18 protein-coding genes and 1 pseudogene are annotated in these 26,660 nt (G+C 69.9%); 11 read left to right on the top strand and 8 right to left on the bottom strand.

The features are described from left to right. Window positions 1–64: 64 nt before the first annotated feature. Window positions 65–1,207 carry a uroporphyrinogen-III synthase gene (locus AC1MEY_RS25605; protein ID WP_480228147.1) on the top strand — a complete coding sequence of 381 codons (1,143 nt, stop codon included), beginning with the start codon at window positions 65–67 and terminating at the stop codon, window positions 1,205–1,207. Continuing rightward, the gene (locus AC1MEY_RS25600; RefSeq protein WP_480228146.1) at window positions 1,204–1,887 is read left to right on the top strand and encodes a sirohydrochlorin chelatase; all 684 of its coding nucleotides are present in this window, start codon (window positions 1,204–1,206) and stop codon (window positions 1,885–1,887) included. The genes AC1MEY_RS25605 and AC1MEY_RS25600 overlap by 4 nt, the downstream gene beginning before the upstream one ends. 78 nt (window positions 1,888–1,965) lie before the next feature. On the opposite strand, the gene nirD is transcribed toward AC1MEY_RS25600, so the two are convergent. Beyond that, a complete protein-coding gene (gene nirD, locus AC1MEY_RS25595; protein WP_480228145.1) occupies window positions 1,966–2,325 on the bottom strand; it encodes a nitrite reductase small subunit NirD in 360 nt (119 codons plus the stop codon). After that, a complete protein-coding gene (gene nirB / locus AC1MEY_RS25590) occupies window positions 2,322–4,883 on the bottom strand; it encodes a nitrite reductase large subunit NirB (protein WP_480228144.1) in 2,562 nt (853 codons plus the stop codon). The genes nirD and nirB overlap by 4 nt, the downstream gene beginning before the upstream one ends. 163 nt (window positions 4,884–5,046) lie before the next feature. Here nirB and AC1MEY_RS25585 point away from each other — a divergent pair. Beyond that, a pseudogene (locus AC1MEY_RS25585) lies at window positions 5,047–5,642 on the top strand (YdcF family protein). Between the two features lie 2 nt (window positions 5,643–5,644). On the opposite strand, the gene AC1MEY_RS25580 reads toward AC1MEY_RS25585, so the two are convergent. Together AC1MEY_RS25580 and AC1MEY_RS25575 are read right to left on the bottom strand one after the other, a co-directional pair. Beyond that, window positions 5,645–6,028, bottom strand: a complete 384-nt coding sequence (locus tag AC1MEY_RS25580; protein WP_480228143.1) for a hypothetical protein — start codon at window positions 6,026–6,028, stop codon at window positions 5,645–5,647. Window positions 6,029–6,070: 42 nt separating this feature from the next. Next, window positions 6,071–6,841: an isocitrate lyase/PEP mutase family protein gene (locus AC1MEY_RS25575; RefSeq protein ID WP_480228142.1), complete on the bottom strand. Its 771-nt coding sequence runs from the start codon at window positions 6,839–6,841 to the stop codon at window positions 6,071–6,073. 113 nt (window positions 6,842–6,954) lie between these two features. Between AC1MEY_RS25575 and AC1MEY_RS25570 the strand changes: the two genes are divergently transcribed. The 5 genes from AC1MEY_RS25570 to AC1MEY_RS25550 all read left to right on the top strand — a co-directional run bounded on the left by AC1MEY_RS25570 (window position 6,955) and on the right by AC1MEY_RS25550 (window position 11,206). Further along, window positions 6,955–7,260, top strand: coding sequence for a hypothetical protein (locus AC1MEY_RS25570; RefSeq protein ID WP_163796425.1), 306 nt, complete (start codon window positions 6,955–6,957; stop codon window positions 7,258–7,260). A 48-nt stretch (window positions 7,261–7,308) separates the two neighbouring features. Further along, window positions 7,309–8,145 (top strand): hypothetical protein, encoded by an 837-nt coding sequence (locus tag AC1MEY_RS25565; RefSeq protein ID WP_480228141.1) that lies wholly within the window; start codon window positions 7,309–7,311, stop codon window positions 8,143–8,145. 34 nt (window positions 8,146–8,179) lie between these two features. Further along, window positions 8,180–10,111 (top strand): fumarate reductase/succinate dehydrogenase flavoprotein subunit, encoded by a 1,932-nt coding sequence (locus AC1MEY_RS25560; RefSeq protein ID WP_480228140.1) that lies wholly within the window; start codon window positions 8,180–8,182, stop codon window positions 10,109–10,111. 3 nt (window positions 10,112–10,114) lie between these two features. After that, a complete protein-coding gene (locus AC1MEY_RS25555) occupies window positions 10,115–10,867 on the top strand; it encodes a succinate dehydrogenase/fumarate reductase iron-sulfur subunit (protein ID WP_480228139.1) in 753 nt (250 codons plus the stop codon). 177 nt (window positions 10,868–11,044) lie between these two features. Further along, complete coding sequence (locus AC1MEY_RS25550; protein WP_480228138.1) at window positions 11,045–11,206, top strand: hypothetical protein; 162 nt, start codon at window positions 11,045–11,047, stop codon at window positions 11,204–11,206. 6 nt (window positions 11,207–11,212) lie between these two features. Here AC1MEY_RS25550 and AC1MEY_RS25545 read toward each other — a convergent pair whose 3' ends face one another. Continuing rightward, complete coding sequence (locus tag AC1MEY_RS25545; protein ID WP_480228137.1) at window positions 11,213–11,698, bottom strand: flavin reductase family protein; 486 nt, start codon at window positions 11,696–11,698, stop codon at window positions 11,213–11,215. A 180-nt stretch (window positions 11,699–11,878) separates the two neighbouring features. Between AC1MEY_RS25545 and AC1MEY_RS25540 the strand changes: the two genes are divergently transcribed. The 3 genes from AC1MEY_RS25540 (at window position 11,879) to AC1MEY_RS25530 (ending at window position 15,500) form a co-directional block, all read left to right on the top strand. Then, entirely contained in the window at window positions 11,879–13,612 is a 1,734-nt protein-coding gene (locus AC1MEY_RS25540; protein WP_480228136.1) for an AMP-binding protein, read from the top strand. Window positions 13,613–13,654: 42 nt separating this feature from the next. After that, entirely contained in the window at window positions 13,655–14,311 is a 657-nt protein-coding gene (locus AC1MEY_RS25535; protein WP_480228135.1) for a GAP family protein, read from the top strand. 100 nt (window positions 14,312–14,411) lie between these two features. Further along, window positions 14,412–15,500, top strand: coding sequence for a PE-PPE domain-containing protein (locus tag AC1MEY_RS25530; protein ID WP_480228134.1), 1,089 nt, complete (start codon window positions 14,412–14,414; stop codon window positions 15,498–15,500). Between the two features lie 326 nt (window positions 15,501–15,826). On the opposite strand, the gene AC1MEY_RS25525 is transcribed toward AC1MEY_RS25530, so the two are convergent. The 3 genes from AC1MEY_RS25525 to pks2 form a co-directional block, all read right to left on the bottom strand. Next, a complete protein-coding gene (locus AC1MEY_RS25525; protein WP_480228133.1) occupies window positions 15,827–18,820 on the bottom strand; it encodes an MMPL/RND family transporter in 2,994 nt (997 codons plus the stop codon). 81 nt (window positions 18,821–18,901) lie between these two features. Beyond that, entirely contained in the window at window positions 18,902–20,317 is a 1,416-nt protein-coding gene (locus AC1MEY_RS25520; protein WP_480228132.1) for a condensation domain-containing protein, read from the bottom strand. Between the two features lie 49 nt (window positions 20,318–20,366). Continuing rightward, window positions 20,367–26,636: a sulfolipid-1 biosynthesis phthioceranic/hydroxyphthioceranic acid synthase gene (gene pks2, locus AC1MEY_RS25515; RefSeq protein WP_480228131.1), complete on the bottom strand. Its 6,270-nt coding sequence runs from the start codon at window positions 26,634–26,636 to the stop codon at window positions 20,367–20,369. Window positions 26,637–26,660 lie beyond the last annotated feature (24 nt).

Raw genomic sequence — 26,660 nt, 5'->3', positions numbered from 1 at the left:
CGGCGACACGCCGCGGCAATCACTGCGTAACGGCTCCGCAACACGATGTCTCTGTACTTGTCGCATGACTGAGCCGAGCGGCGCGCCACTGACGGGTTTCCGCGTGGCCGTGACCTCGGCACGCCGTTCGGAGGAGCTGGCGACGCTGCTGACCCGCCGCGGCGCCGCCGTGACCAGCGCCGCAGCGATCGCGATGGTGCCGCTGCCCGACGACGACGAGCTGCGCAGGCACACCGAGGCGCTGATCGCCGCGCCCCCCGACGTCGTGATCGCCACCACCGGCATCGGCCTGCGGGGCTGGGTGGAGGCGGCCGACGGCTGGGGGCTGGCCGGTGACCTCACCGACGCGCTGGCCGGCGCGCGGATCGTCTCGCGGGGCCCGAAGGCGACGGGCGCGCTGCGCGCCGCGGGGCTGCCCGAGGAGTGGTCACCGGACTCCGAGTCGTCCCGCGAGGTGCTGCAGTACCTGCTCGCGGGCGGCATCTCCGGCCTGCGGATCGCCGTCCAGCTGCACGGCGCCACCGACGACTGGGACCCGTTCCCCGAGTTCGTCGACGAGCTGCGCGCCGCGGGCGCCGACGTCGTCCCGATCCGGGTGTACCGCTGGCATCCCGCGCCGCACGGCGGGGCGTTCGACCAGCTGGTGCTCGACATCGCCGACCGCAAGTTCGACGCCGTCAGCTTCACGTCCGCGCCCGCCGTCGCCTCGGTGCTGATGCGTGCCATGGAACTCGGCGTCGAGGACCACGTGCTGTCCGCACTGCGCACCGACGTCCACGCGATGTGCGTCGGCCCCGTCACCGCGCGGCCGCTGGTGCGCCTCGGCGTCCCGACCTCGGCGCCGGTGCGGATGCGGCTCGGGGCGCTGGCCCGGCACATCACCGACGAGCTGCCCGTGCTGTGCTCGCGGGTCGTGCGGGTCGCCGGGCACACCCTCGAGATCCGCGGGACCTGCGTCCTGGTCGACGGGGTTGTCAAGGAGCTGTCCCCGGCGGGCATGGCCACCATCCGGGCGCTCGCCACGCGCCCGGGCTCGGTGGTGTCGCGCGTCGACCTGCTGCGCGCGCTGCCCGGCAGCGGCACCGACACCCACGCTGTCGAGACCGCTGTCCTGCGCCTGCGAACGGCGCTGGGCGACAAGCAGATCGTCTCGACGGTGGTGAAGCGGGGCTACCGCCTGGCCGTCGATGACTCGGGTGCCGCATGATCCCGATCCTGGTGGCGCACGGCACCCGCAAGCCCGGCGGCGTCGCCATGATCGCCGACCTCGCGGCGCGAGTGGGCCCGATGCTCGGGACGCGCGTGCGGACGGCGTTCGTCGACGTGGTGGGGCCGACCCCGTCGGACGTCCTCGCCGAGATCGGCGGCGCCCCTGCGGTCTTGGTGCCTGCATTCCTGACCCGCGGCTACCACGTCCGCGTCGACATCCCCGCCCACGTCGAAGACAGCGGCCACGCCGACGTCACCGTCACCGAGGCGCTCGGCCCGTCGCCGCAGCTGATCCACGTGCTCTCCGACCGACTGCTCGAATGCGGCTGGCGCCCCGGCGATTCGGTGGTGCTCGCCGCCGCCGGCACGTCCGACGACGGCGCGCTGCGCGACCTCCGGATCACCGCGGCGATGCTGTCGGCCGCACTCGGCGAGCGGGTGGAGCTGGCGTTCGCGGCGACCGGTGAGCCCCGGGTCGCGGACGCGGTGACCGCCCTGCGCGACGGTGGTGCCCGACGCGTGGTGGTGGCGTCATACCTGTTGGCGGACGGCCTCTTCCAGGATCGACTGCGGGCCTCCGGTGCCGACGCCGTGTCCGAGCCGCTGGGCGCCCACGCCGGGGTGCTGCGACTGATCGCGAACCGGTTCCGTCGGGCGCGGATGGCTGCTGCCGCGTGAGTCCCGAAGCCCGCCGACACTACGGTCGTTGACGGTTTCCACGCTGAATCCGTCAACTTCCGTAGTGTCGGCGGTGGTTCAGCGGGCGGCGATCTCCACCACGCCGGCGTCGGTCACCCGCGTGCGGTACACCGGCAGCGACACGTCGTCATCGTCGAGGCACTGACCGTCGGCCAGCGCGAACGCCTGCTTCTTGATCGGCGTCTGCACGCACGGCCGGCCGCCGCGATCGCCGACGATGCCACGCGACATCACCGCCGCGCCGGAGAACGGGTCGACGTTGCCGACGGCGTGCAGCGACCCGTCGTCGAGCCGAAAGAGGGCGGCCTGGCTGCCGTCGGGGAGCAGCACCCCCACGCCGCGGCACGGGATCAGGTGCGAGTAGTCGCAGGCGGCCGTCCAGACGCCGACGTGGTTGCGATCGTCGAGCAGTGTCACGAGATCTCCTGTCGGACGGGAAGTGTGGGCATGCCGATGGGTACCGTGCGACCGGACCGCTTCTCGAACTCGATCGTCGGGTCGGCCTCGTCGGGCGCGTTGACGAAGGACACGAAGCGCGACAGCTTGTCGGGGTCGTCGAGGACGCCCTTCCACTCGCACGCGTACCCGTCGACGTGACGCTCGACGGCCGCCTCGAATTCCGCTGCCAGGCCGAGGGAGTCGTTGACCACGACGTCGCGCAGGTGCGCCATGCCGCCGTCGAGCGCCTCGACCCAGGGCGCCGTACGCTGCAGCCGGTCGGCCGTGCGCAGGTAGAACATCAGGAACCGGTCGACGTAGCGGACCAGCGTCTCGTCGTCGAGGTCGCCGGCGAGCAGCTCGGCGTGCCGGGGCGTCATGCCGCCGTTGCCGCCGACGTAGAGGTTCCAGCCGGTCTCGGTGGCGATCACGCCGACGTCCTTGCCACGCGCCTCCGCACACTCCCGAGCGCACCCCGAGACGCCCATCTTGATCTTGTGCGGGGCCCGCAGGCCGCGGTAGCGCAGCTCCAGGTCGATCGCCATCTGCACCGAATCCTGCTGACCGTACCGGCACCAGTCGCTGCCCACGCAGCTCTTCACCGTCCGCAGCGACTTCCCGTAGGCCTGACCGGATTCCATGCCGCCCTCGACGAGGCGGCGCCAGATCTCGGGCAGTTGGTCGACGGTTGCGCCGAACATGTCGATGCGCTGGCCGCCGGTGATCTTCGTGTAGAGCCCGAAGTCCCTGGCCACCTCGCCGATCAGGATCAGCTGCTCGGCGGTGATGTCGCCGCCCGGCACCCGCGGCACCACCGAGTAGCTGCCGTTCTTCTGGATGTTGGCCAGGAAGTGGTCGTTGCTGTCCTGCAGCGAGGCCTGTTCGCCGTCGAGGATGTGGTCGGAGCTGGTCGAGGCGAGGATCGACGCGACCACCGGCTTGCACACGTCGCAGCCCCGGCCGGTGCCGAACTTCTCGATCAGCCCCGAGAACGTCCGGATCTCGGTCGCGCCGATGATCTCGAACATCTCGGCGCGCGACTGGGAGAAGTGCTCGCACAACGACTTCGACTGCTCGACGCCCTCCGCCTCCAGCAGCTGCTTGAGGAGCGGGACGCACGATCCGCACGACGTGCCCGCGAGGGTGCACTTCTTCAGGCCGGGCACGTCGGTGCAGCCGCCGCAGATGGCGTCCTTGAGATCGCCCTTGGTGACGTTGTTGCACGAACAGATCTGCGCGATGTCCGGCAGCGCGCCGATGCCCAGGCCGGGCGAATCACCGCTGCCCGCAGGGGCGATCAACGACAGCGGGTCACCGGGCAGCTCGCTGGCGACCATCGGGCGCAGCACGCCGTAGGCCGACGCGTCGCCGACCAGGATGCCGCCCAGCAGGGTCGTCGCGTCGTCGGAGAGCACCAGTTTGGCGTAGGTCTGCTTGACCGGATCGTTGACCACGACGTCGAGGCAGTTGGGCGTGCGGCCCTGCGCGTCGCCGAAGCTGGCGACGTCGACGCCGAGCAGCTTGAGCTTGGTGGACATGTCGGCCTCGCCGAACTCCGCCTCGCCGCCGAGCAACCGGTCGGCGACGACCTCGGCGCTGGTGTACCCCGGTCCGACCAGGCCGTAGCAGCGGCCGTCGATGGCCGCGACCTCGCCGATCGCGTACACGTCGGGATCGCTGGTGACACAGGAGCGGTCGGTCAGCACGCCACCCCGCTGGGCGATGTCGAGACCGGCGTGGCGGGCCAGCTCGTCCCGCGGCCGCACCCCGGCGGCGAACACGACCACGCCGGCGTCGATGGTGCTGCCGTCGTTGAGCGTCACGCGGACCGAGTCGTCGTTGCGCGACTTCTTCAGGGGCTTGTTCTTCTGGATCGGATGGATGCTCTCGGTGCTGACGCCGGTGTGCACCTCGATGCCCAGGCCGCGGATCATCCGGTTGAGCAGGGCGCCGCCGGCCCCGTCGAGCTGGGCGGCCATCAGGTGCGGCGACATCTCGAGCACCTGCGTCGACAGCCCGAAGTCCCGCAGCGCGTTGGCCGCCTCGAGGCCCAGCAGACCGCCGCCGATCACCACGCCGACGGGTGTCTTCGTGGCACGGGCGGCCAGGGCGCCTGCCCGGATCGCGTCCAGGTCGTCGAGGGTGCGGTAGACGTGGCAGTTCGGCAGGTCGTGGCCGGGAATCGGCGGCACGAACGCGTACGACCCGGTGGCCAGCACCAGCGCGTCGTACGCCACGCGGCGGCCCAGCGCCGTCGTCACGTGACGGCCCGCCCGGTCGATGCGGGTGACCGCGTCGCGCAGGATCAGCTCGACGTGGTCGTCACCTGCGTAGGCGTTGCCGGCGAGCGCGAGCTTCGACCGGTCCCAGTGCTCGGTGTAGCCGGTCAGCCCCACCCGGTCATAGGCCGCGTCGGCCTCCTCCGCGAGTACGACGACGTGCCACTCGTCCGACTCGTCGCGGGCCCGAAGTGCTTCCACGAAGCGGTGTCCGACCATGCCGTGGCCGATGACCACGACGCGTTTCGATGCGCGCATGACCACAAGGTAGGGAGCCGACGTTGCCACCGTGTCGCGTCGTGTGACACGACCATCACGGTGTCCTCACCACCGTCGGCGGACGCTCGTGAGAAGACGGAACCGCCTCGTCGGTAACACCGGCCAGCCCGTAATCGATGACAACGTCAGTAACACCGACACCATCCGCCCCGCAGATCGTGGAGACCTCGTGCGTTGGAAGACCTCGGCAGCCGCCGCCCTCCTGGCCGTGGCGACGTTCTTCGGCAGCGCCTCACCGGCGGGATCCCCCGCGACGGCCTCGGCCCAGCCGGCGGGCAAGGACTTCCGCAAGCCGGCGATCGTCATCCTCGGCTACGGACTCACCGACCAGGGCGCGATGCGGCCCATCCTCTACACCCGCGTCCTCACGGGATTGGCCGTCGCGCAGTTCTTTCCGCAGTCGCCCGTCATCGTCACGGGCGGAAATCCGCGCAACGGCCAGTCCGAGGCGGGGGCCATGCGCGACACGCTGATGCTGCTCGGCATGCCCGCGAGCCGGATTCTCGTGGAGGACCGCGCCAACAGCACCGTGCAGAACGCGCGGTTCTCGGTGCCCCTGGCGAAGAAGGCCGGAGCCACCGGCATCATCCTGGTCACCTCGTCGACCCATCAGGGCCGCGCGGACGGCAACTTCGAGACGCCGGCGGCAACGTGCTGGCCACCGTCAGCTTTCCCGACGGCGATCCGGGCACCAACGTCGCGCAGTTGGTCCGCGACGTCATCAGCCCGTTCACCTGACCTCAGACGCTGCCCGCCGAGGGGACCGTCGTAGTGGGCGCGTACGGGTTGTAGATCGTCGTCGGCGTCGGCGACTCCGGTTGCGGCGCAGCGCTTTCGGATGAGCCGGTCGGCGGTGGCGGCGGGGCGACCGCCGGCTCGCTGGTCTCCGGGCGCGGCACCGGGTAGCTCGTCGTGGACGACCCGGTGCGAACCGTCGACGACGTCCCCGCGGACGTCGTCGTTGCGATCCCGGGTGACGACGGGCCGTCGCGCTCGGCGACGTCCGTCGACATCCGCAGCACCGCCCAGACCAACAGGGCGACCAGCAGCAGCGCCGCCAGCCCCGCCGCCCAGATCAGGTCGTCATGGTCCACCCAGCTGCCGCTGGGCCCGTCGTCGTCCACGCGCCGGATGCTAGCCAGCGCCGCCCAACGGCGGGTGAACCGCTAGTTCCAGCGGCCGAGGATCTCGTTGGCGCGGACCGCGAGGGCCGCCTGCCAGAACGGACCGAAGCTGATCCGGCCCACGCCGAGCGGCCCGAACCGGGACGGGTCGTCCTGATCCGGGATCGCGATCGCGTTCACCGGAAGCGGCAGTGCCTCGACGAGCCTGCGGTAGGTGTCGTCGTCGTGCCGGCCCACCGGGTAGAGGCTGTCGGCGCCGGCGTCGGCCGCGAGCTGCAGGCGCGACACCGCACGATCGAAGCGGTCGGACTCGTCGCCGTCCTGGCGCAGGAACAGGTCGGTCCGCGCGTTGAGCACCACGTGCACGTCGGCGGCGTCGGCCGCCGCCCGCAGACCGCCGATGAGGGCGGCGTGGTCCTCCGCCGAGCGGATCCGCTTGCCCTCGGAATGCACGGTGTCCTCGATGTTCAGCCCCACCGCGCCGACGGACAGCAAACCGTCGACGATCCGCTCCGGCGACTCGCCGTAGCCCGACTCGACGTCCACCGACAGCGGCGCGTCCACCGCGCCGGTGATCTGCGCGACCCGCGCGAGGAGGTCGTCGAACGACATGCCCTCGCCGTCCTCCTTGCCGATCGAATCGGCCACCGGATGGCTGCCGACGGTGAGCGCGCTGAACCCCGCGTCGACGGCGAGCGTCGCCGACCACGCGTCCCACACCGTGGGCAGCACCACCGGCGTGCCGGGCACGTGCAGGGCCAGCAACGCGGCCGCGCGCTCCTTCAGGTCCGGCGTGAATTCCTGCTTCGACACTCTGTCTCCTCCAGTCAGTAACGTGATCCGTGTCACTCCGAACAGGGTGATGTGGCTAGCATCGCTTGCGTAATGTGATTCCCGACACCCTTCAGCCCAAGGAGGTCATCCCGTTGTCCACGACCACGGAACTCGACCAGCTCCACGAACTGATCAGCGGCATGCGTCGCTGCGTCACCTCGCTCGCATCACGCTACGGGGACACACCGGCGATGCGCCGCATCGTCAACGACGCGGAACGCATCCTCAACGACATCGATCGTCTCGACATCGATGCCGAGGAATTAGACCTCTCGCGTGGGGTAGTACACACCCATCACCACGTCGGCGAGAAGATCGGCATCCCGGATACGCAGTACGCCAGCGACTTCTGGCAGGACGTGGACGACGAGGGGCCCCTCACGTCGCCCTTCGACTGACACCCAAGGTCCCCCGGGACGCATTCGAACTACAGTGAGGCAAAGTACGTGAGCGCACCCACCGATGACCGCAAGGGCACCGGCGTCTTCTCCCCGACGCGAGCGCAGATCCCCGAGCGCACCCTGCGTACCGACCAGTGGTGGCGTTCGCCGATCATCACCGACCTCGGGTTCGCCGCCTTCGTCATCTACGCGACGGTGCGGGCGTTCATGCGCGACGACTTCTTCGTCGAGAAGTACCACTACCTCACGCCGTTCTACTCCCCCTGCTTGAGCAAGGCGTGCGGCGAGGCCAGTGAGTTCTGGCCGCAGTTCCTGCCCACCTCGGGCCCGTTCTCGCTGCTGCCGTACGCGCTGCTGTCGTTGCCCTTCCTGCTGCTGTTCCGGATCACCTGCTACTACTACCGGGGCGCCTACTACCGCTCCGTGTGGCAGTCGCCGACCGCGTGCGGCGTGGCCGAGCCGCGTGCCCACTACACCGGCGAGACGCGCTTCCCGCTGATCCTGCAGAACCTGCACCGCTACTTCTTCTACATCGCGGCGATCATCTCGCTGATCAACACCTGGGACGCGATCAAGGCGTTCCACTCCGAGGACGGCCCCGGCGGTTTCGGCTTCGGTCTCGGCAACGTCATCCTGGTCGTCAACGTCGTGATGCTGTGGGTGTACACGCTGTCCTGCCACACCTGCCGCCACGTCGTGGGTGGGCGGATGAAGCACTTCTCCAAGCATCCGATCCGGTACTGGTTCTGGACCAAGGTGAGTTCCCTGAACACCCGGCACAAGCTGTACGCGTGGATCACGCTCGGCACGCTGATGCTCACCGACTTCTACGTGATGCTGGTCGCGAGCGGCACGATCTCCGACCTCAGATTCATTGGCTGACAACTCAATACACGATCAAGCGAGGATGAACTAGATGGCTTCGGACGAAGCTCAGGTGGAGCGGCACGAGTACGACGTCGTCGTGATCGGCGCCGGCGGCGCGGGACTGCGCGCGGTGATCGAGGCACGCGAGCGCGGACTGCGCGTCGCGGTGGTCACGAAGTCGCTGTTCGGCAAGGCCCACACCGTCATGGCCGAGGGCGGCTGCGCGGCGGCGATGCGCAACGTCAACACGAAGGACTCCTGGCAGGTCCACTTCGGCGACACCATGCGCGGCGGCAAGTTCCTGAACAACTGGCGGATGGCCGAACTGCACGCGCAGGAGGCTCCCGACCGGGTGTGGGAACTGGAGACCTACGGCGCGCTGTTCGACCGCACCAAGGACGGCAAGATCAGCCAGCGCAACTTCGGCGGGCACACCTACCCGCGTCTCGCGCACGTCGGCGACCGCACCGGCCTGGAGATCATCCGCACCCTGCAGCAGAAGATCGTGTCGCTGCAGCAGGAGGACTTCAAGGAACTCGGCGACTACGACGCCCGCATCCGGGTGTTCCACGAGTGCTCGGTCACCGACCTCATCAAGGACGGCGACCGCATCGCCGGCGCCTTCGGCTACTACCGCGAGACCGGCAAGTTCGTCGTGTTCGAGGCGCCCGCGATCGTGCTGGCCACCGGCGGCATCGGCAAGTCCTTCAAGGTGTCGTCGAACTCCTGGGAGTACACCGGCGACGGCCACGCGCTCGCGCTGCGCGCCGGCTCCGGCCTGATCAACATGGAGTTCATCCAGTTCCACCCCACCGGCATGGTCTGGCCGCTGTCCGTCAAGGGCATCCTGGTCACCGAGGGCGTGCGCGGTGACGGCGGAGTGCTGAAGAACTCCGAGGGCAAGCGGTTCATGTTCGACTACATCCCCGACGTCTTCAAGGGGCAGTACGCCGAGACGCCCGAAGAGGCCGATCAGTGGCTCAAGGACAACGACTCCGCGCGCCGCACCCCCGACCTCCTTCCCCGTGACGAGGTGGCGCGCGCCATCAACACCGAGGTGAAGGAAGGCCGCGGCACCCCGCACGGCGGCGTCTACCTCGACATCGCCTCGCGCATGCCCGCCGAGGAGATCAAGCGACGCCTGCCGTCGATGTACCACCAGTTCATCGAGCTGGCGGAGGTCGACATCACCAAGGACGAGATGGAGGTCGGGCCGACCTGCCACTACGTCATGGGCGGCATCGAGGTCGATCCCGACAGCGGCGGCGCGGCCACCCCCGGCCTGTTCGCCGCCGGCGAGTGCTCGGGCGGCATGCACGGCTCCAACCGCCTCGGCGGCAACTCGCTGTCGGACCTCCTCGTCTTCGGCCGACGCGCCGGGATGGGCGCCGCGGACTACGTGCGATCGCTGTCGGACCGGCCCAAGGTCACCGACGACCACCTCGACGCGGCGACCACGCTGGCGCTGGTGCCGTTCGAGCGCAAGGAGAACCCCGAGAACCCGTACACGCTGCACGCGGAACTGCAGCAGTCGATGAACGACCTCGCGGGCATCATCCGCAAGGAGGACGAACTGCAGGAAGTCCTCGCCAAGATCGACGAACTCAAGCAGCGCTACCTGAACGTCACCGTCGAGGGCGGCCGGGTCTTCAACCCCGGCTGGCACCTCGCGATCGACATGCGCAACATGCTGCTGGTCAGCGAGTGCGTCGCCAAGGCGGCGCTGCAGCGCACCGAGAGCCGCGGCGGCCACACCCGCGACGACTACCCGCAGATGGACAACAAGTGGCGCAACGCGCTGCTGGTCTGCAAGACGGTCAACGACGGCGTGGGCACCGAGGCGGTCGCACCCGAGGTGACCGTCACCCGTGAGGAGCAGACGCCCATGCGGCCGGACCTGCTCGAGGTCTTCGAGCTGTCGGAACTCGAGAAGTACTACACCGACGAAGAACTGCACGACCATCCGCAACGGAAGGGCTGAACCATGGCGGCATACGACGCGAGCCTGCGAGTCTGGCGCGGCGACGACACCGGCGGAGAACTGAAGGACTACACCGTCGAGGTGAACGACGGCGAGGTGGTGCTCGACATCATCCACCGCCTACAGGCCACCCAGGCGGGCGATCTCGCCGTGCGGTGGAACTGCAAGGCCGGCAAGTGCGGATCGTGCTCCGCGGAGATCAACGGCCGCCCGCGCCTGCTCTGCATGACGCGGATGTCGACGTTCGGCGAGGACGAGACCGTGACGGTGACGCCGCTGCGGACGTTCCCCGTCATGCGCGACCTCGTCACCGACGTCTCGTTCAACTACGAGAAGGCGCGCGAGATCCCGTCGTTCACCCCGCCGAAGGACCTGCAGCCCGGTGAGTACCGGATGCAGCAGGAGGACGTGAACCGCAGCCAGGAATTCCGCAAGTGCATCGAGTGCTTCCTGTGCCAGAACGTCTGCCACGTGATGCGCGATCACGAGGAGAACAAGGAGAACTTCTCCGGACCCCGCTATCTGATGCGGATGACCGAGCTGGACATGCATCCGCTCGACACGCACGCCCACCGCGCGGAGGAAGCGCAGGACGAGCACGGGCTCGGCTACTGCAACATCACCAAGTGCTGCACCGAGGTGTGTCCCGAGCACATCAAGATCACCGACAACGCGCTGATCCCGATGAAGGAGCGCGTCGCCGACCGGAAGTACGACCCCGTCGTGTGGCTCGGCAACAAGCTCTTCAGGCGGTAGGCCGTCGAGTAGTCGTCACCGGCGCGGCCCCACTGGGGCCGCGCCGGTTTCGTTTTTCGGGCCGTGCCACTTCGTCCCGAGACGGTCCACGGAACTGGGCCCTTCGAGCCCCCTGTAGTCGGCGTCAATTCGGCGTACGCTCGCAAGAAACACCGAATCAACAGGAAGGACAGGCCCGTGAGTACGGCAGAAACGAAGAGCGTCAACAGCATTCGCACAGCAATCCGCGAACTTTCCGCCCGGGCCGAGCTGGCCCGCAAGGAGGGACGCCCCGACGACGCGGCCGAGATCGAGCAACGCGTCGCGCACTACCGCGAGGAACTCGGCGCCCGCCCCTAGACCCGCTCAGGCACCCAGTCGGCGGAACGTGCTGCGGTGGAACACGATGGGGGCAACGTCCTCGTGCACGACGATGTCGTGCACCCGCAGGACCACGATCGTGTGATCGCCGGCCGGGACGAGCTGCTCGATCGCGCTCTCCAGCCACACGCTGGTGCCGTGGATGAACACCGCGCCGCTGTCGCGCGACTCCGTGTCGAGGCCCGCGAACCGATCACCGGTCTTCGCGGCCAGGGTCTTGGCGGCGGCGTCGTGCGCCTCTCCGAGCACGCTGATGCCGAGCGCCGGCAGGTCCACCAGCTTCGGCCACGTGGTGGACGTGTTCTGCACGCAGAACGACACCAGCGGCGGGTCGAGCGACACCGGCACGAACGTGCTCGCCGCGAGCCCCACCCGGACCCCGTCGACTTCGGCGGCGATCGCGATGACACCGGTCGGGAAGTGGCCGAACGCCTCGCGTAGGGACGCCGGACTGATATCGGTACTGCTCATGGCCTCTTCATCGTGACGGGTGTCCACGGACGGCGGTCGCTGCCGTCCACCAACCTCTCATGATCCCCCTCGACCGACGTCGCCGCCAGAGTCGGAATCTCGATGAACGCAACGTGGCAAAGAAACGAGCCGCCGATCCACGGGGCACGCGCGGGGTGACCGACCGGTAACCTGTCGCGCATGCCCAAGCCGTCCCTTCTCACGATGCTGCGCGAACGAGCGGGTGTACAGCCCAACGACACGGCGTTCCGCTACACCGACTACGACCAGGACTGGGACGGCGTCGCCTCCACGCTGACCTGGTCGCAGGCCTTCCGCCGGACCATCAACGTGGCGACCGCGGTGGCCGAGCACGGCACCGTCGGCGACCGCGCCGCGGTCCTGCTCCCCCAGGGACTCGACTACATCGTCGCGTTCCTCGGCGCCATGCAGGCCGGGCTGATCGCGGTACCCCTGTCGGTGCCGTCGGTCGGCTCGCATGACGAGCGCGTTGGCGCGGTGTTCGCCGATACCTCACCCACCGTCGTCCTCACCACCGCCGCCCTGGTCGAGACCGTCGCCGGATACGTCGCGGAGTCCTGCCCGGGTGCCGCGGTCATCGCGGTCGACGCGCTGGACCTCGACGCCCGCAACGGCTCGGGCCCGCGGGTGAAGGAGCCGCCGGCGACGGCCTACCTGCAGTACACCTCGGGGTCCACCCGCACGCCCGCCGGCGTGATGATCTCCAACCTCAACCTGACGGCCAACTTCGAGCAGCTCATGGCCGACTACTTCCCCGAACTCGGCGGGATGGCGCCGCCCGACACCACCATCGTGTCGTGGCTGCCCTTCTATCACGACATGGGGCTGATGCTCGGCGTCATCGCGCCCATCCTCGGCGGGTTCCGCACCGAGATCACCAGCCCGCTGGCGTTCCTCGCGCGACCGGCACGGTGGATCCAGGCCCTCGGCACCTACCCGCACGTGTACACGGCAGGCCCGAACTTCGCGTTCGAGCTGGCAGTCAAGCGGACGACCGACGAGGACATGGTGGGCTACGACCTGTCCAACGTCCTGACCATCGTCAGCGGTAGCGAGCGCGTGCACCCGGCCACCCTCAAGCGCTTCGTCGACCGGTTCGGCAAGTTCGGCTTCGCCGATCGCATGATGACGCCGTCCTACGGCCTGGCAGAGGCGACGGTCTACGTGGCGACCCGCGAGACCAGCGGCGATCCCGTCCTCGTCGACTTCGACACCGACAAGCTCGCCGAGGGCGTCGCCGAGCGCGTGCCGTCGGGTACCGGCAGCGAACTGCTCAGCTACGGCGTCACCAAGTCCCCGCTGGTGCGGATCGTCGACCAGGACACCCGCGTCGAGTGCGGCGACGGCACCGTCGGCGAGATCTGGGTCAGGGGCGACAACGTCGCGTCCGGCTACTGGAACAAGCCCGAGGAGACCGAGCGCACCTTCCAGGCGACCATCGTCGACCCGACGCCCGGCACCCCCGAGGGACCGTGGCTGCGCACCGGCGATCTGGGCTTCGTGTCCGACGGCGAACTGTTCATCGTCGGCCGCATCAAGGACCTGCTCATCGTGCGCGGCCGCAACCACTACGCCGAGGACATCGAGGCCACGGTGCAGGAGATCACCGGCGGTCGCGTCGCGGCGATCTCGGTGTCGGTGGACGCCGCCGAGAAGCTCGTCACGATCATCGAGATGAAGAAGCGCGGCGACTCCGCCGAGGAGGTGACCGAGAAGCTCACCTCCGTGCGCAACGACGTCACCTCGGCGATCTCGCGGTCGCACGGCCTCAACGTCGCCGACCTGGTGATGGTGCAGCCCGGCACCATTCCGACGACGACGAGCGGCAAGGTGCGTCGCGCGGCCTGTGTCCTGCAGTACCAGCGCGAGCAGTTCGCCCGCCTGGACGCCTGAGCACCTAGTCACCTGAGCGCCTAGGACGTCACCGCCCATCCCATGTGGATCACGCTGCTGGTGATGGCCGTCGCCGTGAGCCTCGAGCCGTTCCGCATCGGACTGTCCGTCCTGATGCTCAACCGGCCGCGGCCGGTGCGGCAGATGTTCGCGTTCCTCTGCGGTGGCTACGCGATGGGGCTGACCGTCGGGCTGATCGTGCTGTTCGCGCTGCGGCCCCGGCTGCCTGGCGCCTCGGAGTTCACGCTGCCCACCGTGCAGATCGTCATCGGCACGCTGTGCCTGGTGACCGCGGCGGTGCTGGCGGTGACGCGGCGGCGCGGAGGCACCGACCCCGCTGCGCCCGGCCGGTTCGCCGGACTGACGCGGCGGCTCACCGACGGCGGTTCGCTGTGGGTGGCGGGCGCGGCGGGGCTGGGCATCGCGTTGCCGTCGATCGACTACTTGGCGGTGCTGGCCGTCATCCTCGCGGCGGGGGCGTCGGCGACGACGCAGCTGACCGCGCTGCTGGTGTTCCACGTGGTGGCGTTCGCACTCGTCGAGATCCCGCTGATCGCCTACCTGGTGGCGCCGCAGCGGACGCTGGCCGCGATGTCGTCGCTGAACGACTGGATCCGGTCGCGTCGGCGCCGCGACGTCGCCGTGCTGCTCGCGATCTTCGGCAGCGTCATTATCGGCGTCGGATTGGCAGGGATCTGACACCGGATGCACCCCGGCGCCTGTGGTCGGAGTGCAGTAGCCTGGAGCCCGAAATGCGCGGAACGATCCCTAGTTTCGCGGACCTGGAGGATTTCGGCTGATGAGGCGTCTACTCGCCGGTGTGGTCACGGTGGGCGTCGTCGGCGCAGCCGGCGGACTCGGAACCGGAATCGCGGCCGCTGATCCGCGCTGGATCGATCCCATCTTCCCGCCCGCACCTGCCCCCGTCGGCCAGGCCGCGCCCGCGCAGGAGGTGTACGCCCTCGGCGGTGCACGCGCGCCGGGCATCCCGTGGGCCGATTACACCAATCGCGCCGGTGCCGAGTACTTCCCGAACGCGCAGCGCAACCTCGTCGACTACCCGGCGGGTGCGCCGTTCAGCTGGGTGCCCGACATGTTCCTGCCGGCCGGTAGCCAGCGCGACACCGAGAGCATCGGCGAGGCCGCCACGATCGCCAGCAAGAACCTCGACCGGGCGCTCGCGGGCAACGGCGGCAAGCCGACCGCCGTCGTAGGTCTGTCGCAGGGCACGCTCGGCCTGGACGGCGAGATGGTGCGACTCGCCAACGATCCGAAGGCGCCGCCGCGCGACCAGTTGACGTTCACCGAGATCGGCAACCCGATCGGCCATCACGGCTTCGGGCAGAGCTTCCTGACCGGCCTGTTCAAGCCCGGCGACTACATCCCGTTCATCGACTACACGGTGCCGCAGCGCGTCGACTCGCAGTACGACCAGAACAAGGTCGTCGCGACGTACGACGGGCTGGCCGACTACCCGGACCGCCCCGACAACCTGGTCGCGGGCATCAACGCCTTCGCGGCGTCGGCCATCGTGCACACGCCCGCGGCGTTCACCGGTCCCGGAGACGTTCCGCCGCAGAACATTCGGACCACCGTCAACTCCAAGGGCGCCACCGAGACGACGTATCTGATCCCGGTCAACCACCTGCCGCTGACGCTGCCCCTGCGCTACCTGGGCATGTCAACGGGCTTCGTCGACCAGATCGACAGCGTGCTCCAGCCGATGGTGGATTCCGGCTACTCGCGCTACGACAACCCGATGGCGCGGCCGGTGTCGGTGGACCCCGTGCGCGGCATGGATCCGATCGGCATCCTCGATCCGGCGACGCGCGGCACGATCGAGGGCGCGTTCGCCACGGCTCGCGACATCATCGGCCCGCTGCCCTGAGCTTTCCTGCGTTCAGATAGCGGTGGGCGACACCGTCACTCGCACTTTCGCCACCTCAGCGCTATCTCGATGCGTGGGGCGCCCCGCCCGTAGCACCTGTGCACCTGGGCGCGTCATCATTCGTTGACGCGCCGGGGAGACACAGTGCTCGGCTGACGGGCAGAACGCAGCCCGCGCGCGTCCAGATAGCGCTGAGCGACACCGTCACTCGCACTTCCGTCGCCTGAGCGCTATCTCGACGCGTGGGCCGCCCCCGCCCAGAGCACGTGTGCACCCGGGTGCGTCATCAACCGTTGACGCGCCGGACGCAGCCCGCAACCCCAGCGTCAGACCTTGTCGAATACCGTTGTCGGCTTCTCCGGCGGCGGCACCTCGGACGCGGCCTTCGACAGCCACGGCTTCGCCGGCCACCAGCTCGCCCGCCCCATCAGCGTCACGATCGCCGGCACGGTGATGGTGCGGACGATGAACGTGTCCAGCAGGATGCCCACGCCGATCACGAAGCCCGACTGGATCACCGTCCCGATGCTCGAGAACAGCAGGCCGAACATCGACGCCGCGAAGATCAGCCCGGCCGCGGTGATCACGCCACCCGTCGACCGCACCGTGCGGATCACGCCGTAGCGCATGCCGTGCGGCGCCTCGTCGCGCAATCGGGACGCCAACAGCATGTTGTAGTCCGCCCCGACGGCGACGAGCACCACGAACGCCAAACCTGGCACACTCCAATGCAACTCGTCGCCGAGCAGATACTGGAACACCAGCACGCCGAGCCCCACCGCCGACAGGTAGGACACGATCACCGAACCCACCAGGTACAGCGGCGCCACGACGGCCCGCAGCAGCGTCATCAGGATCAGCAGCACCACGGCGATCGTCACGACGATGATGAAGCGCAGATCGCGGTCGTAGAAGTCGCGGGTGTCGCGCAGCGTCACCGGATACCCGGACATCGAGATCTTCGCGTCGGCGAGCGACGTGTTGGGCTGCGCGCCACGCGCCGTCTCGAGGATCTGGTTCACCTGATCCATCGCCTGCGTACTGAACGGGTTCAGGTCGGTCTGGATGAAGTACCGCGCGGCATGCCCGTCGGGCGAGATGAAGATCCGCGCGATCTGCTTGAAGTCGTCGGTCTCCAGCACCTGCTGCGGCACGTTGAAGCCGGCCATCGACGGCTGCGTCGCGCCCTGCCCCATCGCCATCAGAAAGCTCGATGCCTGGCTCAGGCCGATGCCCATCCGCTTGGTCTCGTTGACGAGAAGCGTGACACCGTCCGCGATTTGGCGACTGGCGCCGGCGAGGTCGTTGGCGCCCTTCTGCACGGTCGCGATCTGACTGCGGGCACTGCGGGCATCGGTCAGGCCAAGCTTCCGCAGCGACCCCGTCGCCGACTCGAGCGACGTGGTCAGCCCCTCGATGGTCGACGACAGCTTGTCCAGCGGCCCCGCCGCCTGCAACTGCCTGCCGAGCGCCACTAGCCGATCCAGCGACCCGTCGTCACGGGCGGCCTGCAACCGGTAGAACTGCCCGCGGGCGGTCACGCAGACCGGGTTGGCGTTGCAGATCGGGCTGGCGTCCAACGACGCGATCACGGGGTCGATCCACGCGAAGTCGACCGTCAGGTTGCCGAAGATCCGCTCGGTCAGGTCGCCGAGCGAGCGCATGCTCTTGATGAGCTTCGCGGAGTCGCCCAGCGAGCCGAGGGACATGCCGCCGCCGAACACGCTCTGGATGGACTGCAGCGAGTCCACCAGACCCTTGACGCCGCCGACGGCCTTGTTGATCTGCCCGCGGGCGTCACCGAGTCCGTCGGCGAGCTGATCGGCGCCCGAAGCCAACACGTTCAGGTCGCGAGAGCGTCCGTTGATGCCCGACGACGCCGCGCCGAGCTGGTTGCCCACCTCGCCGGCCTGGTAGGTGGCCCTGGCCTGTTCGAGCGACTCGCCCGTGGGCCGGGTGACGCCGCGGACCATCGCGACGCCGGGCACCTGGCTGACGCGCTGCGCCATCTGCTCCAGATCGGCGAGCGCACCGGGCGTCCGAAGGTCCTGCGACGACTGGATGAACAGGTACTCGGGGATGGTCTGGTTGACCGAGAAGTGCCGGTCCAGCGCCGCATACCCGATCGAACTCTCGGCGCTGTCGCGCAGCTGCTTGCGGTCGTCGTAGTTGAAGTTCGCGAGGCTCGCGCAGCTGGCGAGCGCGAGCAGGATCACCAGGCTGCCCACCAGGTGCGCCTTCGGCCTGCGCACGATGCGGATGCCCATGCGCCGCCAAAACTGCGACATCCGCTCGGCGCGCGGGTTCACCCAGCCGCGCGGACCGGCCAGCACGAGGATCGCGGGCAGCAGCGTCACCGCGGCCAGGAATGCGACGGCGATCGCGATGGCCAGCGCGACGCCGACGGTCGAGAACACGCCGAGCTTCGCGAAGCCCATGCCGAGGAACGTGACGCCGACGGTGGCCGCCGACGCCGCCACCACCTTGCCGATCGACACCATGGCGTGGCGGACCGCGCGCACCGGCTCCTCACCGAGTCGCACGTAGTCGTGATAGCGGCTGATCAGGAAGACCGCGTAATCGGTTCCCGCGCCGGCGATCATCGCGCTCATCAGCACGATCGTCTGATTGGAGATGGCCAGGCCGGTCAGCAGCGACACCAGCGCCACCAGCCCCTGCGCGGCCAACAGCGACGCCCCGATCGTGATGAGCGGCAGGAACATCGTCACCGGATTGCGGTAGACGACGATCAGGATGATCAGCAGCAGGATCGCGATCGCCAGCTCGATCGGCAGTCGGTCGGCGGCGCCCGCGGCGGTCAGGTCCGCGACGGTGGACGCGGGTCCGGTGAGGTTGGCCTTGAGGTCGGTGCCGGCGACGGTCCGGTCGACGATGTCGGAGACCCGCTCGAACGCGCCGTACGCCTCGGGGGTGCCGAGTTCACCGGCCAACCCGATCGGCAGGATCCATGCCTTGCCGTCCTTGCCGGACAACGTCTCCCGCAGCTGCGGCGTGCTGACGAAGTCCTGCAGCATCACCACGTCGCGCTGGTTGTCCTGGAGCCGGTCGACCAGCTTGCGGTAGACCTGCTCGTCGTCGGGGGTGAGCGCCTTGCCCTCGTCGGTGTTGGTGAGGAGCACCACCAGCACGTTCTCGGACCCGGCCTCCTTGAAGGCCTCGGTCATCTCGCGCGTCGCGACGGTCGACGGCGCGTCCGCGGGCAGGACGGCGATCGGGTTGCGCTCCGACATCTCCGTCAGCGACGGGATGGTCAGGGGCAGCGCCAGAGCCAACACGGCCCAGAACGCGATGACGAACACGGGCCATCGCGCGACGAACCCGCCTATCCGACCGAAGATGGCTGAACTCCCAGTGACTGAGTCGACCTGGCGGCGGACCGCTCAGGCGACATTGCGCCAGTGGCCACTCACGGCCACGCGCTCGAATACCGACCTCAACGCCTCGAGGTAGATCTGGACCGACGCCTGCGCCTCGGGGTTGTCCGGGAACATGACCGCGACTGCGGTCTCCTTCTCCACCCGGATCACGTACACGCACAGCTGGTAGGAGTACCGGCCGTCGCTGTAGATGCCGATGTTCAGGTCGTCGAGGTTGGCGGTCAGGAGCGCCGACAGCGGCGCGGTGCCCGCGTCGAGGAAGTTGACCACCGGGAAGTCGGGCCGCGGCTTGCGGAGGTGCGGTGCGAGTTCGAGCACCCGGTCATACGGCACCTCGGCCATGTCGAGGCCGGTGTCGAAGGCGACCTGGGCGGTACGGGCGGCGTCGCCGAACGCCGATCCGGCGATGGGCACCGTGATCGGCACCAGCCCGGTGAACCAGCCCTGTGTCATGACGTCGATCTCGGTCTTGCGGGTGTCGCTCGGGGTCAGCCCGTAATAGGTGTCGGTGCCGGTGAGTTCGTGCTCGGCGAGCGCGCTGCAGGCCAGCACACCACCGATGAAGCGGGCACCCGCCGCCGTGCAGGCCTGCTCGAAGCGGGCGGTCTGGTGCTCGTCCATCATCCGCATCGTGACGATGTCGGCGTCGACGGGCACCGACGGATCACCCAGCGGCAGCGGGAAGGACGGCATGCTGCCGGCGTTGGCCTCGGCGAAGTCCGTCCACTTCCGCACCCGCGGCGAGTCGGCGGTCAGCCCGTCGGTGAACGCCTGCTGCTTGACGCAGAACGCGTCGTAGCTGCCCGCGGTCGGCAACGGCAGCGGCGGGTTCCCGCCGACCAGCGCGAGGTACATCATGTGGAACTCCATGAGCGTCGACCCGACGATCATCGCGTCGACGTGCACGTGGTCGATGCTCGCGAAGAACGTGAAGTGGTCGTCGCCCTGGACGATGCCGTAGCGGAAGCAGTCCCACTGCAACGGATCCGGCGTGCTGACGACGAGGTCGCGCGCCTCCTCGAGCGTCAGCTCCCCGTGCCGCTTCGGCACGAACTGGATGTCGGCGACGTCGGTGATGGTGCGCCGGACGATCGTCCGGTCCGGCATCATCTCGAACCGGCTGCGGTAGGTGTCGTGCCTACGCAGGTGGGAGTTGATGACGTAGCTCATCGCGCGGACGTCGCAGTGCCCTGGCGCGTCGCAGCTGACGATCATCAGCCGCGAGTAGTCCAGGCCCTGGGCCTTCTGGTCGGCGTAGCCGCGGATGTGCTGCGCCTGCATGTAGCTGACGGGCACGTCGCTGATCGGGGCGGCCGCGGCCGCCTCGAGCGCGACCGCCGACGGCTGCCAGAGGATCGCCTTGCCCGCTTGCGGGCTCCATTCGGCAAGCGTGCCGACCGCCAAAGGCCCTACCTGCACTGCACTCTCCTCGACTCACACACGCCGGACGACCTCCGACAGACTGCCATCACGTCGCCAGCGCGGGTTCGCTGGCCGCCAGTTGCTCGCACAGATGATCTGCCAGGCCGCGCACGGTGGTGATGTGCGTGGGGCTGATGCGGATGCCGGTCTCGGTCTCGATCCGTGTGCGCAGCTCGAGGTTGCCCAGCGAGTCGAGCCCGTAGTCCGACAGCGGCCGGTCGGGATCGATCGTCCGGCGCAGCAGCAGGCTGATCTGGTCCGACACCAGTTTGCGGATGGTGCTGGGCCACTCCTCGCGGGGCAGCGCGTCGAGTTCGGCGCGGAACCTGCCGGTGTCCTGTTGCCCGCGGCCACTGTCCTGGAACGCCTCGGCGAACGTGCTGCGCTGCGCGAACGACGTCAGCCACGGCGAGCCCATCAGCGGGGCGTACCCGGTGTAGGCGCGGTCGTGGCGCAGCAGCGCCTGGAACGCCGCGAAGCCCTCGTCGGGGGCGATCGCCGCACCGCTGTCCTCGGCCAGCGCGGTGGCGCGGCCCACCTCGGACCACGCACCCCATGCGATGGACTCGCTGGGCCTGCCCTGCGCGCGACGCCAGTGCGAGAACCCGTCGAGCCAGCTGTTGGCCGCGGAGTAGGCGCCCTGTCCCGGCGAGCCGACCAGTGCGGCGGCCGACGAGAACGAGCAGAACCAGTCGAGCGGCTGGTCGAGCGTCGCCTCGTGAATGTTCCACGCACCGCGGACCTTCGGCGACCAGCACCGGTCGATGAGATCGTCGGTCACGTTGGTGAGCGTGGCGTCCTCGACGACCGCGGCGGCGTGCAGGACGCCGCGGACCGGCAGGCCGGTGGCCGTCGCCATCTCCACCAGCCGCTGCGCGGTCGCCGGGTCGGCCACGTCACCGCGGACCACCTCGACCTCGACGCCGGTCGCCCGGATCTTCTCGATCTGCTCCAGCGCGTCGGGCTTCGGCTCCGAGCGCGCGTTCAGGACGAGCCGGCCGGCACCCGCGGACGCCATCTCGGCGGCGAGGAACAGCCCGAGGCCGCCCATGCCGCCGGTGACGACGTAGGCGCCGTCGGCGCGGAACGGCCGCACCTGCGCGGGCGGCAGTACCGCGATGCTGCGGCCCTTGCGGGGCACGTCGAGGATGACCTTGCCGGTGTGTCCCGCACCGCCCACCAGGCGCACCGCGGTGGCGGCGTCGTGGATCGGGTGGTGGGTGACCTGCGGCGCGGGAAGCGTTCCGTCGGCGGTCTTCTCGTACACGGTGGTGAGCAGCCGCCGAACGACCTTCGGGTGGGTGTGCGTCAGCAGCGCCAGGTCGACGGCGTAGAGCGACAGGTTCCGGCGGAACGGGAACAGCCCGAGCCGGGTGTCGCCGTAGATGTCGCGCTTGCCGATCTCGACGAACCGCCCGCCGAACGCCAGCAGCTCGATGCCCTCGCGCTGCGCGGCGCCGGGCAGCGAGTTCAGCACGACGTCGACGCCGTACCCGCCGGTGTCGCGGCGGATCTCGTCGGCGAAGTCGAGTGTGCGGGAGTCGTAGACGTGCTCGATCCCCATGTCGCGCAACAACTGCCGCCGCTCGGGGCTGCCGGCGGTGGCGAACACCTCGGCACCCACCGAGCGGGCGATCGCGATCGCGGCCTGTCCCACGCCGCCGGTGCCCGAGTGGATCAGCACCTTGTCGTCGGCGTCGATGCGAGCCAGGTCGACCAGCGAGTACCAGGCGGTGGCCGAGGCCGTCGGCACGGCGGCCGCATCGGCGAGCGGCACCTCGTCGGGCACCGTCACGGCGTGGCGCGCGTCGCAGGTGACGAACGTGCTCCAGCAGCCGTTGGGCGACATGCCGCCCACCTTGTCGCCGACGGCGTGCTCGGTGACGCCGGGCCCGACGGCGGTGACGATGCCCGCGAAGTCGATGCCCAGCTGCTGCTTGTAGCCGTCGAACGTCGGGTAGCGCCCGAAGGCGACGAGGACGTCGGCGAAGTTGATGCTCGATCCGGTGACCGCGACCTCGATCTCGCCGGGTCCCGGTGCGACGCGGTCGAATGCGGCGAACTCGAGCGACTCGACGTCGCCGGGCATGCGGATCTCGAGGCGCATGCCGTCGGTCTCGTGCTCGACGGTGGTGGTGCGCCGCTCGTCGGGCCGCAGCGGCCCGAGACGCAGCCGCGCGGTGAACCAGTCACCGTTGCGCCACGCCGTCTCGTCCTCGTCGGACCCGCTGCGCAGCTGACGTGCCACCTGGGCCGGTTCGGTCGCGGCGTCCACGTCGATCTGGGTGGTGGACAGGTGCGGGTGTTCGGAGTCGACGACGCGCAGCAGGCCGCGCAGACCCGTCTGCTCCAGGTTGGGCGCCTCACCGTCGTGCACCGTGGCGGCATCGTGGGTGACGACGTAGAGGCGCGGCGCCTCGCCGGGCAGATCGGCCAGCTCGCGGGCGATCCCGACGACGGCGGCCACGGAGTCGCGACCCGCCTCGGAGGTGAAGGCGCCGGTGCTCGGCGCCGTCACGACGACGACGCCGCGGGATCCGTCGCCGAGGTCGACACGGCCCAATTGCGTTGCCAGCGTTGACCCGTCGGGCAGCGGCCAGGACACGTCGGTCACCGTCGCGCCGTCGGCGACGAGTTCCTCGCGCAGTGCCGACACCTCGGTGGCCGCGGCGCCCGCGGTGCCGACCAGCAGCCAGGTGCCGGGCTCGGCCTTGGGCGCCTCGGGCAGCTCGCGCGGCTCCCACTCGATGGTGAGCAGGCGCTCGTTGAGGGTGCGGGTGGCCTGCTCGGACGCCGACGCCCCGCCGCCGAGGCGCAGACCCTCGACGCTCAGCAGCACCGTCCCCTCCTGGTCGAGCACCTCGAGGTCGGCCTCGGCCTCGCCGAGCCGCCACGACGTCACGCGGGTCAGGCAGTAGTGCGCGTTGCGCGTGGGCTGGTGCAGCCGCAGCCGGCGGACGCCGACGGGCAGCAGCAGTCCGCCACCGGCGGCGGCGCTCTGCACGTCGGGGTGCACGATGACCGACTGGAAGCAGGCGTCGAGGAGCGCGGGGTGGGTGCCGTAGGCCGACTGCTGCGAGCGGATGATGCCCGGCAGCGCGACCTCGGCCAGCACGGTGGTGACCTCGCCGTCCGCGGTGTTCGCCGACGACAACCCTTCGAACGCCGGCCCGTAACCGATTCCGACACTGGCGTATACGTCGCGCAGGCCCTCACCGTCGACGCGATGCGGGTGACTCGTCAGCAGCGCCGCGAGATCGTGCGCGGCGGGCCGGGCGGCATCGCCGTCGACGTAGAGGACGGCCGCGGCGCGGCGGGCACGCTCACCCTCGAGGTGGGTCTCCACCGCGAACTCGAGCACGCCGGGCGCGACGACGGTGGCGTTCGCCGACACCGACGTCTGCTCGTCGAGCAACAGCATCTGCTCGAACCGGACGTCGCGGACCTCGGCGTGCTCGCCGAGCGCGGCATCGGCTGCGGCCAAAGCCATCTCGCAGTATGCGGCGCCGGGGAACGCGGCCACGCTGCGCACCTGGTGGTCGGCCAGCCACGGGTGGGCATCCGTACCGACCTCGCCCTGCCAGACGTGCCGCTCGGGCTCCTCGAACAGGTGCACGTGCGCACCGAGCAGGGGGTGCACGCCGAGCACCGAGGAGCCGTGCGTCGAGACGTCGGCGTCCTCCCGGCTCAGCATCAGGTCGCGGTGCGTCCACGTGGGCAGCGGCGCATCGACCAGCCGTCCCTCGGGGTACAGGGTCGCGAAGTCGACTGCGGCACCGGCACTGTGGACGTCGGCGACGAACGCGCGCAACCCGGTCGGCAGCTCCTGCTCGCGGCGCATCGCGGCCAGGGCGGCAATGGGCATGTCGAGGCTCGCGGCATTCTGGTTGACCGCGTTGGTGAGCAGCGGATGCGGTGACAGTTCGCCGAACACGCGGAAGCCGTCGTCGAGGGCCGCCTGCACGGCCGCGGCGAAGCGCACGGTGTAGCGCAGGTTGTCCGCCCAGTAGTCGGCGTCGAACGAGGGCCGGTCGCGCGGATCCCACAGCGTCGCCGAGTAGTACGGCACCTGGGGCGTGCGCGGCTCGATGTCCTGCAGCGCCTCGATGAGGTCGTCGAGGATCGGGTCGACCTGCGGCGAGTGGGACGCCACGTCGACGGCGACCTCGCGCGCCATCACGTCCTTCTGCTCCCACGCCGCGACGAGTTCGCGGATGGTGGCGGCGTCGCCGCCGACCACGGTGGAGGTGGGCGAGGCGACGACCGACAGCACCACGTCGGCGACGCCGCGGATCGACAGCTCCGAGAGCACTTGCTGCCCAGGCAGTTCGACGGCCGCCATGGCACCACTGCCCGAGATGCGCAGCATCAGCTTGGAGCGCCGGCAGATGACCTTGAGGCCGTCCTCGAGTGACAGACCGCCGGCGACCACGGCTGCGGCCGACTCGCCGAGCGAGTGCCCGATGACCGCGCCGGGGACCACGCCGTAGGACTTGAGGGTCTCGGCGAGTGCCACCTGCATCGCGAAGATGGTCGGCTGCACGCGGTCGATGCCGGTCACCGTCTGCGGCGCCGTCATGGCCTCGGTCACCGAGAAGCCGGACTCCGCGGCGATGATCGGTTCGATCTCGGCGATGGTGGCGGCGAACACCGGCTCGCTGGCGAGCAGGCTCGCGCCCATCCGCGGCCACTGCGAACCCTGGCCGGAGAACACCCACACCGGACCGCGGTCGGCCTGGCCGACGGCGGGCTGGAACGGGGTCTCGCCGTCGGCGACCTCGCGCAGCGCGGTGACGAGCTGGTCGAGGCTCAGCGCGGAGACGGCAGTCCGGACCGGCTTGTGCGAGCGGCGGCGGGCGAGCGTGTAGCCGAGGTCGGCGAGGTTGCCCGCGCCGTTGCCGCGATGGGCGTCGACCCAGTCGGCGATCCGGCGCGACGACACCCGGAGCTGCTCCACCGACGTCGCCGACAGCGGGAACAGCAGCGGCGCGTCGGCGACCGGCTGCTCCTCGGCCGCGGTCGTCGCCGGCGCCTGCTCGAGGACCACGTGGACGTTGGTGCCGGACAGGCCGTACGACGAGACCGCCGCACGCCGCGGATGCTCACCCGCGACGGGCCACGGGGTCTGCTCCTCGGGGATGAACAGCCCGGTCTCGACCTCGACGAGTTCGTCGGGCAGCCGGGTGAAGTGCAGGTTCTGCGGGATGACGCCGTGCTGCAGCGCGAGGATCGCCTTGATCATGCCGAGCGGGCCCGACGTCGACTGCAGGTGACCGAAGTTCGTCTTAACCGACGCCAGCGCGGTGGGGCCGGCGGTGCCGTACACCGCCGCGAGGCTGGCGTACTCGATGGGATCGCCGACCGGGGTGCCGGTGCCGTGCGCCTCGACCAGGCCGACCGTGGTGGGGTCGACGCCGGCGACGGCGAGCGCGGAGCGGTAGACGGCGGTCTGCGCCTCCTCCGAGGGGGTCGCGATGTTGACGGTGCGGCCGTCCTGGTTGGCGGCGGTCCCGCGGACGACGGCGAGGATGCGGTCGCCGTCGCGCTGCGCGGCGTCCAGACGCTTGAGCAGCAGCACGACGCAGCCCTCGCCCGAGACGAAGCCGTCGGCGCGCACGTCGAAGGCGTGGCAGCGGCCGGTGGGCGACAGCATGCCCTGCAGCGAGCCCGACACCGACTTGCGCGGCTCCAGCGTCACGGCGACGCCGCCGGCCAGCGCGAGGTCGCTCTCCCCGTCGTGCAGGCTGCGGCACGCCTGGTGAATGGCCATCAGACCGGACGAGCAGGCGGTGTCGACGGTGACGGCGGGACCGTGCAGGCCCAGCGCGTAGGACACCCGGCCCGAGGCGAAGCTGTTGCTGGTGCCGGTGAAGCCGTACGGCCCCTCGGCGGCGCCGATGTCGGCGGACAGCAGTTCGTAATCGCCGTGCGTCAGGCCGACGAACACGCCGGTCTGGGTGCGGGCGAGCGTGGCGGGATCGATGCCCGCGTGCTCGAGCGCGTCCCACGACGCCTCCAGCAGCAGCCGGTGCTGCGGATCGATCGCCGTCGCCTCGCGCTCGGTCATGCCGAAGAAGTCCGAGTCGAAACCGCCGACGTCGTCGAGGAAGGAACCCCAGCGCGTCACCGAGCGGCCGGGGACGCCGGGCTCGGGGTCGTAGTAGACGTCGGCGTCCCAGCGGTCCGCGGGGATCTCGTCCACGAAGTCCTGACCGCGCAGCAGTGCCTCCCAGAGGGCCTGGGGTGAGTCGACGCCGCCGGGAAGTCGGCAGGACATGCCGATGACGGCGATGGGCGTGGCGGTTGAGGCGCGCAAAATGCGGTTACTCCCCTAGGTGTC

It is taken from the genome of Mycobacterium sp. PTI7 (genome assembly GCF_056679845.1).
Note: the sequence above shows the minus strand (reverse complement) of the source record. Positions and strands in the feature narration are given on the sequence as shown.

What these genes read in the sequence shown, in the direction of transcription:
- AC1MEY_RS25600 (WP_480228146.1), top strand. Translation starts at nt 1,204, where the DNA reads ATGATCCCGATCCTGGTGGCGCACGGCACCCGCAAGCCCGGCGGCGTC.
- AC1MEY_RS25605 (WP_480228147.1), top strand. Translation starts at nt 65, where the DNA reads ATGACTGAGCCGAGCGGCGCGCCACTGACGGGTTTCCGCGTGGCCGTG.
- AC1MEY_RS25555 (WP_480228139.1), top strand. Translation starts at nt 10,115, where the DNA reads ATGGCGGCATACGACGCGAGCCTGCGAGTCTGGCGCGGCGACGACACC.
- nirB (WP_480228144.1), bottom strand. Translation starts at nt 4,883, where the DNA reads ATGCGCGCATCGAAACGCGTCGTGGTCATCGGCCACGGCATGGTCGGA.
- AC1MEY_RS25560 (WP_480228140.1), top strand. Translation starts at nt 8,180, where the DNA reads ATGGCTTCGGACGAAGCTCAGGTGGAGCGGCACGAGTACGACGTCGTC.
- AC1MEY_RS25535 (WP_480228135.1), top strand. Translation starts at nt 13,655, where the DNA reads ATGTGGATCACGCTGCTGGTGATGGCCGTCGCCGTGAGCCTCGAGCCG.
- AC1MEY_RS25540 (WP_480228136.1), top strand. Translation starts at nt 11,879, where the DNA reads ATGCCCAAGCCGTCCCTTCTCACGATGCTGCGCGAACGAGCGGGTGTA.
- AC1MEY_RS25530 (WP_480228134.1), top strand. Translation starts at nt 14,412, where the DNA reads ATGAGGCGTCTACTCGCCGGTGTGGTCACGGTGGGCGTCGTCGGCGCA.
- AC1MEY_RS25545 (WP_480228137.1), bottom strand. Translation starts at nt 11,698, where the DNA reads ATGAGCAGTACCGATATCAGTCCGGCGTCCCTACGCGAGGCGTTCGGC.